This is a genomic window from Actinosynnema sp. NPDC037264, assembly GCF_055603705.1.
Map to the genome: position 1 here is coordinate 177,710 of NZ_JBVJVK010000003.1, position 16,017 is coordinate 193,726.

The window sequence follows — 16,017 nt, forward strand, 5'->3', positions numbered from 1 at the left end:
GCGGCATTGGGGTTAGGGTCTCCGGATGGTCGAGGGCGTCCGTCGGGTGTCGGTCCTGCTCGCGGTGATCGCGGTGGTGGGTGTGGCGGCCGTGCTGGCGTTCCGGCCGCCGGCGCCCGTGGCGGACGCGCCGCCGTCCGAGTTCGCCGCCGGACGCGCCGAGCGGCACCTGGCGGCCATCGCCCGACGACCGCACCCGATCGGGTCGGCGGACAACGAGCGCGTCCGCGAGTACCTCGTCGACACCGCCCGCGGCCTCGGCGCGGACGTGGTGGTGGAGTCCGACGAGGTCGTCCGGCCGTGGCGGGGCGTCCGGGTGGCCACCACGCACAACGTCGTCGCACGCGTGCGCGGCACGGAACCGTCGGTCAGCGGCGGCAAGGCGTTGCTGCTGGTCGCGCACTACGACTCGGTGCCGACCGGTCCCGGCGCGGCCGACGACGGCGCGGCGGTCGCGGCGATGCTGGAGGCGTTGCGCGCGCTGAGGACCGGCGGTGTGCGCAACGACGTGGTGTTCCTGTTCACCGACGGCGAGGAGGCCGGGGCGCTCGGCGCGGCGGCGTACGTGGAACGCCACGGGGTCGACGGCGTCGGCGCGGTGCTGAACTGGGAGGCGCGGGGCAGCGGCGGGCCGGTGTGGATGTTCCAGACGGGTGCGGACAACGCGCCGCTCGTGTCGGCGTTCGGCGAGGCGAGCAGCAGGCCCATCGCGAACTCGTTCGCCTACGAGGTCTACCGGCGGATGCCGAACTACAGCGACTTCACCCTGTTCGCGGAGGCGGGCGCACGGGGGTTGAACAGCGCGTTCATCGAGCACGTCGGCGACTACCACTCGCCGTACGACGACCTGGAGCGGCTGGACCGGGGCAGCCTGCAGCACCACGGCGAGACGATGGTGGGACTGGTGCGGGCGTTGGGCGACCGAGACCTGCGGGCCGGCGCCGGTGACGCGGTGTACTTCGACCTGTTCTCCCGGGTGCTGGTGCGCTACCCGACGTGGCTCGCGGTGGCGCTGGCCGCGGTGACGGTCCTCGCGCTGGCGTCGCTGCTGGTCCTGGGTGTCCGAAGTGGACGGGTGCGGTGGCGGGCTGTGCTGGCGGTGGCCGGGGTCGCGGTCGGCGCGGTGGTCGTGGCGGGCGCGTCGGCGTTCGGGGTGTGGGCACTCGTGGCGGCCGTCCGGCCGGGGTTGGGGTTCCTGGCGCTGTCGGAGCCGCCCGAGCGGGGCTGGTTCGTCGCCGGGTTCTGCCTGCTCGGGGCGGCGGTGCTGCTGGCGGCGGCACGGGTGGTGCGGCGGTGGTCGCCGGCCGAGGTCGTCGCCGGAGTTCTGGTGGTGACGGGCGTGCTGCTGGCGGCCACCACGGTGGCCGTGCCGGGTGCCGGGTTCCTGTTCCAGTGGACCCTGCTGGCCGGCCTGCCCGCGTTGCGGACGACCCGGGCGGCCTTCCTCCCGCCGCTGGTCGCGGCGGCGATCTTCCCGCCGTTGGTCGGCACGATGATGGTGGCGCTGGGCATGCCGCTGAGCGCCGTGGCGGTGGTGTTCGCGGTCCTGGCCGGTGTGCTGCTGCTGCCGTTGCTGACGGGGTGGCGCTCGTGGCGGCCGGCGCTCGGCGCGGCGGCGGTCGCGGTGGCGCTGATCGCGGTGGGGACGGTGCGGTTCGGCTTCGCACCGGACGAGCTGCGGCCCGACTCGCTGATCTACCTGCAGGACACGGGCGGCGCGAGCTGGCTGTCCGCCGATCCCGCGCCCGACGAGTGGACCTCGCGGGTGCTGGGGGAGGACCCGGAACGGGTGACGTTGCCGTACCCGGCGCTGGACCGGCCGATGATGCGCGCCGCCGCGCCCGACCTGGGCCTGCCCGCGCCCACCGTCGTCCCGGTGGCCACCGCCGAGGCCGCGGTGCGGACGGTGACGTTCCGCGTCACGCCGAACGCGCGCGCGTGGCGGACGCACGTGACGCTGTCCGGCCCCGGTCGGCCGGCGTGCCGCCTCGGCGCCACGCCCCTCCCCGGCGCCACCCTGGACCTGTACGGCCCGTCCGCTCGCGAGATCACCTGCGACCTGGACCTCGGCGCGCCGCTGGAGGTGGCCGTGGCCGACCAGTGGGCCGGGCTGCCCGCCGAGGCGTCCTCCCTGGTCGGCCCCCGCCCACCCGACGCCATGCCGGTGCAGTCCGGCAGCCGCGCGTTCGACGCCGCCGTGGTCCGCGCCGAGTTCCGCCTCTGACCGCTCGTCACCCGGCCCTGACGCGGGCGCCGACCAGACCGGCCGCCGCGAGTCCCGCGCACAGCCACGCGAACCAGTCGCCCAACCGCGCGTACGGCGTCGGCCCCTCACCCGTCGGCACGTCGGCGACCACCACGGTGAACGGGCCCCCGCCGCCGGTGGCCGCCTCGCCGACCACCCGACCTCGGGCGTCGGACGCCATCAACCGCGTCTTGCGCCCGCCCCACGCCACCGCGACCCCGTTCTCGGCACCGCGCAGCAACGCCGTGCGGCTGTGCTGCCACCCGTTGTCGTCCTCGTCGGACGCCGGGATCGCCAGCAGCCGCGCGCCGGCCGTCGCGTAGTCCGAGCTCGGGTCGGGGTGGTTGACGTCGGCGCAGATCGCGACACCGGTCGAGCCGAGGAGCGCGAGGTCGCGCCCGGCCGGGCTGACCAGGTCGTGGTGCTTGAGGTACTTCACGGGCTCGCCGCCGGACGCGGGGAACGTCACCGCGTAGTTGTACTTCTTCCCGTCGGTCCACTGGGCGAAGCCGACCACGATGTCGATGCCCTCCGCGCGGGCGAGCGCGGTCATGGTGTCCACCAGCACCGCGGGCCGGGCCTCGCGCGCGCCGAACGCGGCCTCCGGCAGCACCGCGACCCGCACCCCGTCCGGCAGCGCCTCGACCTGCCGCGCGTACGCGGCGACCAACTCGGGTCCGGCCGGCGTGCCCAGGTCGGTGGCCCAGCCGTGGTTGTTGCTCGCCACCAGCGCGACGCGCTGCACCGGCCCGTCGTCCTGGGCCAGCCGCACCGCACCGCCGATCGACACCGCCGCGAGCACGACACCGGCGAACGCGGCGACCCGCACGTCACGCCTGGTCACCACGGCGGCGACGGCGGCCGGCGCGAAGAGGACGAGGTACTCGACGCCCCACGCGCCGGTGATCGCGGTGGTCTGCAGGACCAGCGGCACGTCGGCCTGCGTCGTCGCGAGCGTGCCCATGATCCCGACGGGGTTGGTCGACGCCGCCACGTACAGCACCGCGACCCAGGCGGCGGGCGCCGTGGTCACCGCGAGCAGCGCGCGTCCGCGGTTCAGCAGTGCCCGGAACAGGGTCACCACCAGGGCGAAGGTCGCCGCCATCCCGATCCCGATGGCGACGCCCCACGGTAACAGCGGCAGGTCGTGCGAGTGGGCCAGGAACGGCCAGGTGTTGGTCAGCCCCAACAGGCACGCCCCGAACGCCAGGGCCGCGGCGACGCGCCCGGACGTGCGTGGCGCGACGAGGAGCACGGGCAGCGGGGCGAGCCAGGCCAGCGCGGCGATCGGCGCCAGTCCCGTGCCGAAGTAGAACAGGGCGGCCGAGCCCAGCCCGGCCAGGACCACCAGCGGAAGCTCACGTTCGGAGTCCATTGAGGACCCTTCTGGTCGTGCGCTTGCACAGCGCGCGGAAGTCGTTCTCGGACAGGGTCATCCGGCCGCCCAGGTACAGCTGGACCAGGCCCATGACCGGTGTGGTGACGGCCAACGCGACCTCCAGGGGGTCGTCGTCGCGCAGCACGCCGTCCGCCAGGGCCTGCTCGACGGTCGCGAACACCGGCGCGAACGCGGGCGAGCCGCCGGTGCGGAAGTCGTCCGGGAACCGCAGCGCGTCGGGCCGGTGCTCGGTGACCAGGTAGCGGTAGAGGTTCGGCCGGCCGAGCGCGAAGTCCAGGAACGCGTCGGCCAGCGCGTCGAGCCGCTGGGCCAGGCCCAGCCCGCGGCCGCGTCCGGCCCAGTCGGCGGTCAGCTCCGCCACCGCCGCGTCCGCCACCGAGCGCAGCAGCGCTTCACGGTTGGGGAAGTGGCGGTAGGTGGCCATGGCGGTCACCCCGGCATCCGCCGCCACCCGCCGCATGCTCACCGCCGGCGCGCCTTCCGCCAGCAGGATCGCCAACGCCGCCGCCGAGATCCGGTCGGCCGTCTCCGTCATGTCTACACCGTACACAGCGTGGGTCTACGCCGTAGACGTTCCGGTGCGGCGAGGAAGGCGGTGGCGCGGCGCCCGGGCCGCTCAGGGCAGCCGCACCAGCGCGAGGTCGGCGAGCAGGGACGCGGACGGCAGCGCGATCGTCGCGATGTCCGGCAGCGCCGGAACGGCCGGCACGGCGGTGGCGCCGGCGGTGGTGGCGTTCGGGAACTGCGGTTGCGGGGCGGGTGCGGCCACGTCGGTGAACGGGATGCCGCGAGGAGGCCTCGGGTTCGCCCACGTGCCGGACGGCGACTGGTCGGCGGCCGGGCAGGCCGCGGTCGTCGCGAGCCCGTCGGGCGCCGTCGTCACGAGGTCGTTGCCGCGCAGGCAGTTGCCCCGGCCCCGGGTGGCGGTGGGGAACGTCCAGCCGACGTCGACGCCGTTGGCCTCGAACGCGTTGTCCAGGACCTGGTTGCCGTTCGGCGGGATGTCGGCGGTCGCGGTGATCACCAGACCGGCGGTGGCGTTGCCGGCGATCCGGTTGCGGACGACCTGGTTGTCACTGCCGCCGTCGATGCCGACGCCGATGCCCCACCCGCCGTCGGCCTGCTCGGGGGTCGGGTCCTGCTGGTTGGCCGCGATCAGGTTGCCGGCGACGACGGCGTCCTGCTGGGGGAGCAGCTTCTCCTGGTGGTCGGAGCCGCTGGTGAGCCCGACCCGGTTGCCGACGAGGCGGTTGCCGACCACGTACAGCTCGCCGCCCGCGTTGGTGCCCTCGTAGCCGACCGCGTTGAGCTCGGCGATGTTGTCCCGCACGACGATGCGGCACGGCTTGCACTGCCCGACGTAGATCCCGGAGTCGGCCGAGCCGGAGGTGTAGGAGTGCTCGATGACGCCGTCCTGGGCGGAGAACGCGTAGATGCCGTAGAGCCCGTTGCGGGTGGCGGTCACGTGGGAGACCAGGAACGACTTCAGGAACGTGACGGGCTCGTCGCCGGTGTCGTAGCCGCCGTCGCCCGGGGTGCCGCCGGCCGCCGCCGCCGAACCGGTGACCAGGACCCCGTTGTGCGTGTTGTTCTTGACGGTCAGGTTCTCCACGGCCACACCGGGCGCGGTGACGACGATGCCGTTCGGCTGCCGCAGCTGCCCGTCGATCACGACCCCGTCCCGGGACTCGCCGCGCAGGGTGATCCGGTCCGTGCCGACCTCGACCGACTCGTGGTAGACGCCGGGCGCGACCAGGACCAGGTCACCGGGCTGGGCGAGGGCCACCGCGGCGGAGATCGTCGGCGCGTCGACCGGCACCCGGATCGTCACGTGCGTGCCGGCGGGCCGCCTGCCCTCGGCGGCGCCGCCCTCGCCTGATCCGCCGCAGCCGGCCAGGACGAGCGCCGCGGTGATCACGACGAGGCCGAAACGAAGCATGGACCCAGTCTGGCACGACCGGCGGATTCGCCTGCGGTAGGGCGAATCTGGCACTCTCGCCACCGTGCGCCGAGCCGAAGACCACCCGTCACGCCGCACGTTCCTCGGCGCCGGGGCCACCGCGCTGGCCGCCGGTCTCGCCGCCGGGTGCGAACCGCGCGCCGCCGCCCCGCCCGAGCGGCACGACGTCCCGGCGGTGTCGCCGACAGGTCCTCATCAGGCCGGCATCACGCTCCCCGCGCAGGCCCAGCCCAACCTGCTGGTCGTGGTGGCCGACGTCGTCGACGACGTGGCGGTCGGCCCGCTGCTGGCCGAGCTGGGCGAAGCGGTGCGCACGCTGGCCGAGGGGACCGACGCGCGACTGCTCGGCCTGCCGCCGGGCGATCTCACCGTGACGATCGGGATCGGCCCCCGGCTGGTGCGCCTCGCCGACCCCGCCCTGCCCGGCGGCGCGGACCTCCCGCAGTTCTCCCGCGAGCGGATCGCCGAGCGGGAACGGGGCGGCGACCTGCTGGTGCAGGTCTGCGCCGGCGACCCGGTCGTCCTGTCGGTCGTCGCCGCGGCCCTGCTGGGCCAGGCCGGTGACCGGGTGCGCGAACGGTGGCGGCAGTCGGGGCGCCGCGGCGCGACCGTCGCGGTGGACCAGGGCATCACCGCGCCGCGCAACGCGTTCGGGTTCATCGACGGCATCGTGGGCCCGCACACGACCGCCGAACAGCAGCGGGACCTGTGGCTGGCCGGGCCGGCCCCGGTCGCGGGCGGCACGATCGCCGTGCTCCGCCGCATGGAGCTCGACCTGCCGAAGTTCGCCGCGCTGCCCGTCCCCGACCAGGAGGCGGTCTTCGGTCGGCGTCGGGACACCGGCGCGCCCCTCTCGGGCGGCGTCATCGCCTCCGACCCGGACCTCGGCGCGAAGACGCCGGACGGGCGCTACCTGATCCCGGCGGACGCCCACGTCCGCCGGGCGCACCCCAACGCGGTCGGCGTCGGCCACATGCTGCGCCGCTCGTACACCATCGACGAACCCGCGCCGGGCCTGCTGTTCATCAGCTTCCAGAACGACCTGCGGACGTTCACCAACACCCTCACCCGGATGGACGCCGTCGACGCCCTGCTGCCGTTCACCACCGCCACCGCCGCCGCGACGTTCCTGGTCCTGCCCGGGTTCGACCGGCAACACCCGCTGGGCGCCACGCTCTTCCGGTGAACGTCAGGTCCGGACGCGGTAGCGCAGCAGCACCACCCCGTTGCCGAACGCCCGGGTCTCGACCAGGTCGAGGTCCGCCTTGTCGTCCTCCGGCCCGAACATCGGCCGCCCGCGTCCCAGCAGCACGGGGTGGACGTACACCCGGTACTCGTCGACCAGGCCGAGGCGGCGGAACGAGGCGGCCAGGTCCGGGCCGCCCACGACCAGGTCGCCGCGCGCCGACGCCTTCAGCGCCCGCACCTCCTCCGCCACCACGTCGCGCACGATCGTCGCGTTCGGCCCCGCCGTCGCCAACGTCCGCGAGTACACGACCTTCGGCATGCCGCGCCAGATCCGGGCGAACTCCCGCTCGGGCGCGGAGGCGTCGGGGTCCTCGTCCGCCGTCGGCCAGTGCGCCTCCATCAGCTCGTAGGTCCGCCGACCCTCCAGGAACGCGCCCATCTCCGCGAACACGGTGTTGAAGTGCTCGTGCAGCTCTTCGTCCACGAGGTGCCAGTCGATCGACCCGTCGAGGTCCTCGAAGAAGCCGTCCCCGGACACCGACAGGGAATACACGATCTTCCGCATGGGTCACTCACCAGTCGTGGAGGGTGCCGTCCGCCAGCCGGTTGACCGGCAGGTACGCGGCACGGTAGGGGAACCGGGCGGCCGCGTCCACGTCGAGCTCGACCCCCAACCCCGGCGCGTCGGACGGGTGCAGCAGGCCGTCGGCGAACGTGTAGGACGTCCGGAAGACCTCCAGCGTCCGCGCCGAGTGCCGCATGTACTCCTGGATGCCGAAGTTGTGCACGGCGAGGTCCAGGTGCAGCGCGGCGGCCATGCCGACCGGTGAGATGTCCGTCGGCCCGTGCATCCCCGACTTGACCCCGTACACGGCGGCGAAGTCGAGCACCTTCTTCAACGCGCTCACTCCGCCCGTGTGGGTGACCGCCGAACGGACGTAGTCGATCAGCCGCTCGCTCAGCAACGTCGTGTAGTCGTGGATCGAGTTGAACACCTCGCCGATCGCCAACGGCGTGGTGGTGTGCTGCCGGATCAGCCGCAACGCCGCCTGGTCCTCGCCGGGCGTCGCGTCCTCCAGCCAGAACAGGTCGTACGGCTCGAGCGCCTTCCCCAGCCGGGCCGCCTCGATCGGGGTCATCCGGTGGTGGCCGTCGTGCAGCAGCGGCAACGCCGGCCCGAACTCCGACCGCACCGCCTCGAACACCGAGGGCACGTGCCGCAGGTAGGCCCGCGTGTCCCAGCTCTCCTCCACCGGCAACGCCGTCGGCCGCGCCGGCTCGTAGTCGTACCGGTCACCGCCGCCGGCCGCCGACGCCGCCACCCCGTACACCGTCTCCAGCCCGGGAATCCCGGTCTGCACCCGGATCGCCCGGAACCCCAGCTCCAGGTGCAGCCGGATCGAGTCGAACAGCTCCGGCAGGTCACGCCCCGACGCGTGCCCGTAGGCCAGCGCGCCCACCCGGCACGCCCCGCCGAGCAGCTGGTACAGCGGCATCCCCGCCGCACGCGCCTTGATGTCCCACAGGGCCGTGTCCACGGCGGCGATCGCGGCCATCGTCACCGGACCGCGTCGCCAGTACGCGCCCCGGTACAGGTACTGCCAGGTGTCCTCGATGGCCGAGGCGTCGCGCCCCAGCAGCAGCGGCACGACGTGCTCGCGCAGGTACGCCTCCACCGCCAGCTCACGCCCGTTCAGCGTGGCGTCGCCCAGACCGGTGATCCCGTCCTCGGTGGTGATCCGCAGCGTGACGAAGTTCCGCCCCGGACAGGTCACCACGACCTCCACCGCCGCGATCTTCACGACTCCACCTCCCGCACCTCGGCCACCACGACGCCGTACGGGTCCAACTCCACGGAGCCCAACGGCGAGCCGTCCAACGCCACCAACCGCCCGTCGAGGACCGGGTCCACCGTGACCGGTGAGGCGTGCTGGCTGACGAACCACGCGAACACCCGCCCGTCGGAGGAGTGCTCCATCAGCCCCGTCATCACCAGCGGGTCGTCCACCCGGACCGCCGGGGGCACGCCGGCGACCGCGGCCAGCGCCGCGTACAGCCGCCACGTCGGTTCCGGGTTGACCCGCGGCGTCGAAGCGGCCATGTGCTCCAACGGGTAGGTGCACAGCACCATCCACCCGTCGCCGACCCGGTGCCGCAGCAGGGCGGGCCGCCCGTGCCCGTCGACCGCGACCACCTCCGCCCCGTCCGGCACGACCGGCAGGAACGCGCGGGACTCCGCCGTGCCGCCGACCCGGAACACCAGCTCCTCACCTGCGCCGATGCCGCCGAACCCGCGCTGGAACACCATCCGCAGCGAGTCGTCCTCGATCGGGTCGACCAACCCGTACCGCAGCTGCTTCACCACGCCGAACGTCTCGTCCAGCTTCGGCCACCACGGTCCGCGCTGCGTCCGGTGCTCGCCGACGAAGTACGACGCGTACACCACCGCGCCCGCCGCGGCGCGCTCCACCAACGCCCGCCACGTCGGCGCGGTGAGCTGCTTGACCGACGGCGCCAGGTACAACGCGCAGTCGTCCGGCACGCCGTCCAGCTCGCGCGCCACGCCCACGGGCAGGTCCGCCTCCCGTGCCGCGATGTACGCCTGCCGCGAGCTGTTCGCCACGCTCGTCGCGTCCTCGGGCTGCGTGAACGGGTACCGCGCCTCCAGGAACGACGACACCAGCAGCGCGATCGAGGTGTCCGGCCGCCGCAGCCGCGCGAAGTCCGTGCGCCGCAACACCTCCGTGAACGCCCGCACCTCCCGCAGCTGCGCTTTCGGCCGTCCCGAGGAGTCCGTGAGGCCGAAGTGCATCTCGAACGGGTGGTGCCGGTAGGGCTCCTGGTCGGCCAGGTCGTCGTAGTCGGTGTTGTTCCACGGTATCCAGCCGGTCGCGCCCGCCAGCAACGTCGTGTGCAGGACCTGCCGGTAGTAGTGGGCGGCGTTCTCCTCCGACGCGTAGTCGGACGTCACGCCGAACTCCTCCAGCACCACGGGCCTGCCGCCGATGTCGAGCAGCTCGCAGACGAACGCCGCGCCGAGGTGCAGCCGCAGCTGGTCGTCCTCCATCCGGTACACGTGCGGCCCGTGGAAGTCGATCAACGGCGCCAGGTCGCGCACCCGGAAGCCGTTGTCCAGCCCCGTGACCTCCACGCCCCACGCGCCGTCGCCGACCGACACCGGCTGCGTCGCGCCCGCCGCGCGGATCTCCCCGATCAGTGCCGCCGCCCACGCGGTCACCGCGTCCGGGTCCAGCGTGCCGATGCCCCGCGACCGCCAGTCGGCGTAGATCGGGATCTCGTTGCTCAGCAGCCACCCCGCCACCGCCGGGTGGTCGTGCCACCGGCCGGTCAGCTCGCGGACGTACCAGCGCTGCCGGTCCAGGAACGACGCGTCGGCGAAGACGTCCCGGCCGTCGCGCCACGGCGGGTCCCAGTTCTGACCTGACATGTGCCCCACGACGAACGTCGGGATGGTCCGCATGCCCAGCGCGTGGTGCCGGTCGAGGAAGTCGTCGTACCTGGCGAGCAGTTCCGCGTCCAGCGCGTCCTCGGTCGGCATGAAGTCCGGCCAGTAGAAGAAGCTGCGGGTCAGGCCGATCCCGTGGTCGCGCATCACCAGCAGCTCCTCGTCCACGACCGCCGGGTCGTAGTCGCGCCACATCAACGGGCCACCGGTCCGCGACCAGTAGTTGACCCCCACCCAGGTGTCGGGGCCGGCGAGCTTGGCGGAGTTGCGCTGCATGGCCACAGGTATATCGTTTAACCTGACGTCTGTCGAGGCACTGGGGCCGAACGGTGTAACGTTCACCGGGTGCCGAGTCGCAAGCCGACGATCACCGACGTCGCCGCCCTCGCCGGGGTGTCGGTGGCGGCCGTGTCGAAGGTCGTCAACGGCAAGGGCAGCATCTCCGCGGCCACCCGCGAACGCGTCCTCACCGCCGCGAGCAAGCTCCGGTGGACGCCGTCCGCCGCCGCCGTCGCGCTGCGCTCGGCGAAGACCCGCGCGATCGGCATGGTCGCCAAGCGGTCGCCGGACCTGCTCAGCGCCGACCCGCACTTCACCCTGCTGATCTCCGGCATCGAGAGCGAGCTGTCCCCGCTCGGGTACGGCCTGCTGCTGCACATCGTCGGCGAGGAGCCGAGCGCGGAGGAGGCCGCCTACCGCAGGCTGGCCGACGAACGCCGGGTGGACGGCGTCGTGCTCACCGAGAGCCGGATTGGCGACACCCGGTTCGAGCTGCTGCGGACCCTCGGCGTGAACGCCGTGCTGATCGGCACGCCGTGGCGGGACGACCCCGTGCCGTCGGTGCAGGCGACCGGGCTCGACAGCGGCCTCCGCGCGGCCGTCGAGCACCTCGTCGCGCACGGGCACCGGCGCGTCGCCTACGTCTCCGGCCCCGAGGACCGCGTCCACACGCTCTACCGGCGGCGCGTGGTCGAGGACGCGCTGGCCGCGCACGACCTCGCGCCCAGCCACTCGATCGTCTCCGACTTCACCGCCGCCGGCGCGGTCGACGCCACCGCCAGGCTCCTCGCCGACCGCCGACGCCCCACCGCCGTGCTGTTCGCCAACGACTCCATGGCCGTGGCCGGGATGAGCGCGGCCCGCCGGCTCGGCGTCGACGTGCCCGGCGAGCTGTCGGTGATCGGCCACGACGACCTGCCGCTCGGCGAGCTGGTCTACCCGCAGCTCACCACCGTGCGCCAGGACCTCGTCGGCCTCGGCCGTGCGGCGGCGCGCGTGCTGCTCGCGTCCCTGGACGAGATCGAGGACGCCTCGGTCGAGGTCCGACCGCCCGAACTGGTGGTCCGCGAGTCCACGGGCCCGGCCCCCGACCGCACGTAAAGTGGAGCGCATGCGCACACGGCCGACGTTGAGCTGGACGCCGACCGGCGCGCCGTTGCCGCGCACCACCAGCCTGGACGAGGTCGTGCGGGTGGTCGCGGACGGTCGGGTGCTGGTGCTCAGCGGCGCGGGCCTGTCCACCGAGTCCGGCATCCCGGACTACCGGGGCGCGGCGGGCAGCCTGCGCAAGCACACCCCGATGACCTACGACGAGTTCGTCGGCAGCGCCGAGGGCAGGCGCCGGTACTGGGCGCGCAGCCACCTCGGCTGGCGGACCATCGCCCGCGCCGCGCCCAACGCCGGCCACCGCGCCGTGGCCGAGCTGCGCGCCCGCGGCCACCTGTCCGGCGTGATCACGCAGAACGTCGACGGCCTGCACCAGGCCGCCGGCACGCCCGACGTGGTCGAGCTGCACGGCGGCCTGGACCGGGTCGTGTGCCTGGGCTGCCGGGCGGTGAGCCCCCGCGAGGACCTCGACCGCCGGTTCCGCGCCGCCAACCCGGCGTTCGAGGCCACCTCCACCAGGATCAACCCGGACGGCGACGTCGACCTGGCCGAGCACGAGGTGCGGTCGTTCCGGCTGGTCGGGTGCGCCGACTGCGCGAGCGGCGTGCTGAAACCGGACGTGGTGTTCTTCGGCGAGAACGTGCCGCGACCGCGCGTCGAGCAGTGCTACCGCCTGGTGGACGGCGCCGACGCGCTGCTCGTGCTCGGCTCCTCGCTGACCGTCATGTCCGGCCTGCGGTTCGTCCGGCGCGCCGCGGCCGCCGGCAAGCCGGTCCTCATCGTCAACAAGGGCGAGACCAGGGGCGACGTCCACGCGACCGTCCGCGTCGACCGGCACCTCGGCCCGGCCCTGACCGAGCTGCTCGCCCGGTTGTAGCGCTCCGTCCCCGAAGGCGGCCCCGATGTCACCCGACGGGGTGAGCGGTGTCCTTCGGCCGCGTGCCGGCGGAACAGCCGGGTACGCCCCGGGACATGACGAGCGAAACCGTCGACGTGCGCGCACGGACGCCGGTGGCGCCGGACGGGAGGCTCGGCGCCGCCCCGCTGCACCCCGGCCTGAGCGATCCCGCGTACGTCCGCCGCCGTGACGCGATCGCGGCCCTGGCCGAGGACCACGAGGTGGGCGCGCCCTCACCTCCGGTCGCCTACACCGAGCGGGAGCACGAGACCTGGCGGCAGGTCCACGCCGCGCTGACTGCGGCCCAGCGGGACACGGTGTGCCGGGCGGTGTTGCGCGCCCGGGACGCCGCACCCGTACCCGCCGACCACGTGCCGCAGCACGCCGAGGTCGGCGACCGCCTCCACGAGCTGACCGGGTTCCGGTTCACCCTCGCCGGCGGGCTCGTGCCGGACGAGCGGTTCCTGGGCTCCATGGCGCGCGGGTACTTCCACGCCGTGCAGTACGTGCGGCACCCGGCGATGCCCCTGTACACGCCCGAGCCCGACGTCGTGCACGACGTGTTCGGCCACGGCACGCACCTGTCCGCGCCGTGGTTCGCCGACCTCTACCGGCTGGTCGGCGCGGCGGCGTCCCGGGTGTCCAGCGAGGATGCCCTGGACCTGATCAGCCGCGTGTACTGGTTCACCCTGGAGTACGGCGTCACGTTCGAGCAGGGGCGGGTCAAGGCGTACGGGGCGGCGCTGCTGTCCTCCTACGGCGAGCTCGGGCAGCTGCACCGCGCCGACATCCGGCCGTGGGCCGTCGAACGGGTCGTGGACACGCCGTACGTCGCGGCCGGGTACCAGCCGGTGCTGTACGCGACGCGCTCGCTGGACCACGTCGCCGACGCCCTGCACGACTTCCTGGACGACTTCGACGAGGGCACCCGCGACCGCCTGGGCCTGCCCTCGCGGGCCGAGCGCGGCGCCGTCGCCTGACGTCGCCGCTCGCCCGTCCTCAGCCGCGCCTCAAGCGCAGCACGACGTCCGACCGCGTGCCGTGCACCTGCTCCGGGCTGATCACCACGCGCTCGACCGACTCGTCCACCTCCACCACCCACTCGGGGCCCAGGGCGAGGGAGTCCAGCACCTCGGCGTTCGTCGGGAACCGGTAGTCCACCGGCGGGTTGTCCGCCAGCCACGTGGGCCAGCCGGCGTGCCCCACGACCAGCAGCCTCCCGCCGGGCGCCACCGCCTCGGCCGCCCGCGCCAGGATGCCCTCCCGCTCGCCCTCCGCGGCCACCGACGAGTGCAGGAACTGCGCCGAGACCAGGTCGAACCTCCCGGTCGGGAACGAGCGCGCCAGGTCGTGCCGCTGCCAGTCGATGCGCGCGGCCAGCCCCAGCTCGGTGGCCCGGGCCGCACCCCTGGCCAGGGCGACGGCGGACACGTCGACCGCGGTCACCTGCCAGCCCTGCTCGGCCAGCCACAACGCGTCACCCCCCTCGCCGCAGCCCAGGTCGAGCGCGGCGCCCGGGTCGAGGTGGGCGACCTCGCGCACCAGCAGCTCGTTGGCCTTGCCGGTCCACACCTGGTCGCGGTCGCGGTAGAACGTCTCCCAGTACTCCTCAGTTGCGTCCATGCCCCGATAGTGCGGACCACCCCGGCAGACCGGCAAAGAAAGTTGCCGATCCGGCAACTCGGCGGCCGGTGCAACCCCGCGGGGCGCAAGTGCGTAGGTGTGGTGACCGCAGGACATCAGGGGAGGGCGACGGGTGGGGCGCGACGACGAGTTCTCCCGGTTCTTCGCGAGCCGGTTCGACCAGGCTCGACGCACTGCGTACGCGCTGTGCGGCGACTGGGGCGAGGCCGAGGAGATCGCGCAGGGCGCGTTCGTCCGCCTGTACGCCCACTGGCCCAAGGTGCGGCGGGAGAGCGCGGAAGCGTACCTGCGCACCATCGTGACCAGGCTGTTCCTCGACTCGCGGCGCCGGGGCAGGCGACGTGAGCAGAGCGTGGCCTCGCCGCCGGAGTCGGCCGTCGAGGCGGACACCTCCAGCGACGAGCGCCAGCCGTTGCTGGCCGCGTTGCGGCACGTGCCGCCGCGGCAGCGGGCCGTGCTCGTGCTGCGGTACGTGCACGACCTCTCGGTCGAGCAGGCGGCGGAGGCGCTGCGGTGCTCCACCGGCACGGTGAAGAGCCAGACCGCCCGCGGGTTGCAGGCGCTCCGCGAGGCCTATCGCGGCGCGGTCACCTCGGACAAGGCCTGACGGAGGGTGCGTGATGTGGGACGAGCAGGAGTTGAGCGGCCGGCTGAAGTCCGAAGTGGACGGACCGGCGCCCGCCGTGCGGACGGACTTGGCGGACGTGCTCAAACGGGGCCGTCGCAGGTTGCTGGCGCGTCGCGTCGGCGCGTCGGCGGGCGTGCTGGCGGTCGTCGGCGCGGTCGGCTTCGGCACGGCCGCGCTGGGCGAGCTCGCCGCGCCGCCGGACGCGCGACCCGGTAGCGACGGGCCGGTGGTGACGACGTCGCCCGCGACCCCGGGTCCGGAGTGGACGACCGTGGACCGGCCGACGCGCATCGCCTACGGCACCTTCACCCCCGCGTCGACCGCGCCACCGCCGGCCGGCCGCGAGATCCTGGCCATCCCGCAGTGCGACATGGGCGCCGGCAGCCGGTTCACCACGTGGACCTCGCCACGCCCGCCCCTGCCCGTGCTGAACGCGTGGGAACTCGCGGTGGCGCAGGTCGCGTCACCCGCGAAGGTGAGCGAGCTGCACACCCGTGTGATCCCCGCCAACAAGGAGAAGCACCCCGACTCGGTGGACGGGCACGTCCAGTGGCTCGACGTCACCGACGAGCACGGCACCGGCAGCGTCGACCTGAAGGCCGGCCACACCACCGTCGACCCGGTCGCGGCGGCCGACGAGGAGGTGTTCGCGGAAGGCAACTGCGTCCCGCCGCGACGACTGGTCCGCTCGGACGGGACGGTGCTCCAGTTCTACCCGATCCGGGTGAGCGAGCCGTTCCAGTCGCTGGCGCAGGTGCTGCGCGTCTACACGACGACCGGCGCGACCTACGCGATCACCGTGGCGAACTTCGGCAGCCCGGACTTCTCGTGGCGGGAGGAGGACAGCTCGTTCGACCGCACGGGCGCGGGACGCGGGACGCTGCCGTTGACCGAGGAGCAGCTGACCAGGATCGGCCTGGCTGTCGCCGACGCCGCGTAACCACGGTCGCCGCGACACGTCTGCCGTCGGCCCGCCCGGACACCGGCCACCCACGGCCCGCGAGCCTGCCATTCGCCCGCCCATGCGCCGGCTGGCGCGGCGTGCTCCGAGCGTCGGTGTGTTCGCGCCGGCTGCCCGAGGCGTGAAGTCGTTGTGTAGTCGGCGGGTTAGCTCGATCGTGTAGTCACCTATCGCTCGAACGAGTCGAGGTCTTTCGGGTTCTACGCTCCCCTTCCGATATCGGGATCACACCGACCGCGTCC

Annotated in this window: 14 protein-coding genes; 7 read left to right on the forward strand and 7 right to left on the reverse strand. The window is 73.9% G+C overall.

Going from position 1 to position 16,017, the window contains the following annotated elements:
- Positions 1 to 25 precede the first annotated feature (25 nt).
- Positions 26 to 2,224 carry a M20/M25/M40 family metallo-hydrolase gene (locus tag ACZ7GX_RS05365; protein WP_498773114.1) on the forward strand — a complete coding sequence of 733 codons (2,199 nt, stop codon included), beginning with the start codon at positions 26 to 28 and terminating at the stop codon, positions 2,222 to 2,224.
- 7 nt (positions 2,225 to 2,231) lie between these two features.
- Here ACZ7GX_RS05365 and ACZ7GX_RS05370 read toward each other — a convergent pair whose 3' ends face one another.
- From ACZ7GX_RS05370 to ACZ7GX_RS05380, 3 genes are all read right to left on the reverse strand, one after another.
- Complete coding sequence (locus ACZ7GX_RS05370; protein WP_498773116.1) at positions 2,232 to 3,620, reverse strand: nitrilase-related carbon-nitrogen hydrolase; 1,389 nt, start codon at positions 3,618 to 3,620, stop codon at positions 2,232 to 2,234.
- The gene (locus tag ACZ7GX_RS05375) at positions 3,604 to 4,179 is read right to left on the reverse strand and encodes a TetR/AcrR family transcriptional regulator (protein ID WP_498773118.1); all 576 of its coding nucleotides are present in this window, start codon (positions 4,177 to 4,179) and stop codon (positions 3,604 to 3,606) included. The genes ACZ7GX_RS05370 and ACZ7GX_RS05375 overlap by 17 nt, the downstream gene beginning before the upstream one ends.
- An 81-nt stretch (positions 4,180 to 4,260) precedes the next feature.
- Complete coding sequence (locus ACZ7GX_RS05380) at positions 4,261 to 5,583, reverse strand: right-handed parallel beta-helix repeat-containing protein (RefSeq protein ID WP_498773120.1); 1,323 nt, start codon at positions 5,581 to 5,583, stop codon at positions 4,261 to 4,263.
- A 64-nt stretch (positions 5,584 to 5,647) separates the two neighbouring features.
- On the opposite strand from ACZ7GX_RS05380, the gene ACZ7GX_RS05385 reads away from it, so the two are divergent.
- Positions 5,648 to 6,790: a Dyp-type peroxidase gene (locus ACZ7GX_RS05385; RefSeq protein WP_498773122.1), complete on the forward strand. Its 1,143-nt coding sequence runs from the start codon at positions 5,648 to 5,650 to the stop codon at positions 6,788 to 6,790.
- Positions 6,791 to 6,793: 3 nt separating this feature from the next.
- Here ACZ7GX_RS05385 and ACZ7GX_RS05390 read toward each other — a convergent pair whose 3' ends face one another.
- Genes ACZ7GX_RS05390 through ACZ7GX_RS05400 form a run of 3 tightly spaced genes read right to left on the reverse strand, consistent with a single transcriptional unit; the run spans position 6,794 to position 10,534 of the window.
- Complete coding sequence (locus ACZ7GX_RS05390; protein ID WP_498773124.1) at positions 6,794 to 7,357, reverse strand: dihydrofolate reductase family protein; 564 nt, start codon at positions 7,355 to 7,357, stop codon at positions 6,794 to 6,796.
- Between the two features lie 7 nt (positions 7,358 to 7,364).
- Complete coding sequence (gene manD / locus ACZ7GX_RS05395; RefSeq protein WP_498773126.1) at positions 7,365 to 8,594, reverse strand: D-mannonate dehydratase ManD; 1,230 nt, start codon at positions 8,592 to 8,594, stop codon at positions 7,365 to 7,367.
- Complete coding sequence (locus tag ACZ7GX_RS05400; protein ID WP_498773128.1) at positions 8,591 to 10,534, reverse strand: glycoside hydrolase 5 family protein; 1,944 nt, start codon at positions 10,532 to 10,534, stop codon at positions 8,591 to 8,593. The genes manD and ACZ7GX_RS05400 overlap by 4 nt, the downstream gene beginning before the upstream one ends.
- Before the next feature lie 69 nt (positions 10,535 to 10,603).
- Between ACZ7GX_RS05400 and ACZ7GX_RS05405 the strand changes: the two genes are divergently transcribed.
- From ACZ7GX_RS05405 to ACZ7GX_RS05415, 3 genes are all read left to right on the forward strand, one after another.
- Positions 10,604 to 11,638 carry a LacI family DNA-binding transcriptional regulator gene (locus ACZ7GX_RS05405; RefSeq protein WP_498773130.1) on the forward strand — a complete coding sequence of 345 codons (1,035 nt, stop codon included), beginning with the start codon at positions 10,604 to 10,606 and terminating at the stop codon, positions 11,636 to 11,638.
- A gap of 10 nt (positions 11,639 to 11,648) precedes the next feature.
- Positions 11,649 to 12,521: an NAD-dependent protein deacetylase gene (locus ACZ7GX_RS05410; protein ID WP_498773132.1), complete on the forward strand. Its 873-nt coding sequence runs from the start codon at positions 11,649 to 11,651 to the stop codon at positions 12,519 to 12,521.
- Positions 12,522 to 12,616: 95 nt separating this feature from the next.
- Entirely contained in the window at positions 12,617 to 13,522 is a 906-nt protein-coding gene (locus tag ACZ7GX_RS05415) for a phenylalanine 4-monooxygenase (RefSeq protein ID WP_498773134.1), read from the forward strand.
- A gap of 19 nt (positions 13,523 to 13,541) precedes the next feature.
- On the opposite strand, the gene ACZ7GX_RS05420 is transcribed toward ACZ7GX_RS05415, so the two are convergent.
- Positions 13,542 to 14,165, reverse strand: coding sequence for an SAM-dependent methyltransferase (locus ACZ7GX_RS05420; protein ID WP_498773136.1), 624 nt, complete (start codon positions 14,163 to 14,165; stop codon positions 13,542 to 13,544).
- 133 nt (positions 14,166 to 14,298) lie between these two features.
- Between ACZ7GX_RS05420 and ACZ7GX_RS05425 the strand changes: the two genes are divergently transcribed.
- The gene (locus ACZ7GX_RS05425) at positions 14,299 to 14,793 is read left to right on the forward strand and encodes a SigE family RNA polymerase sigma factor (RefSeq protein WP_498773137.1); all 495 of its coding nucleotides are present in this window, start codon (positions 14,299 to 14,301) and stop codon (positions 14,791 to 14,793) included.
- 10 nt (positions 14,794 to 14,803) lie between these two features.
- Positions 14,804 to 15,754, forward strand: coding sequence for a hypothetical protein (locus tag ACZ7GX_RS05430; protein WP_498773139.1), 951 nt, complete (start codon positions 14,804 to 14,806; stop codon positions 15,752 to 15,754).
- The last annotated feature ends 263 nt before the right edge of the window (positions 15,755 to 16,017 follow it).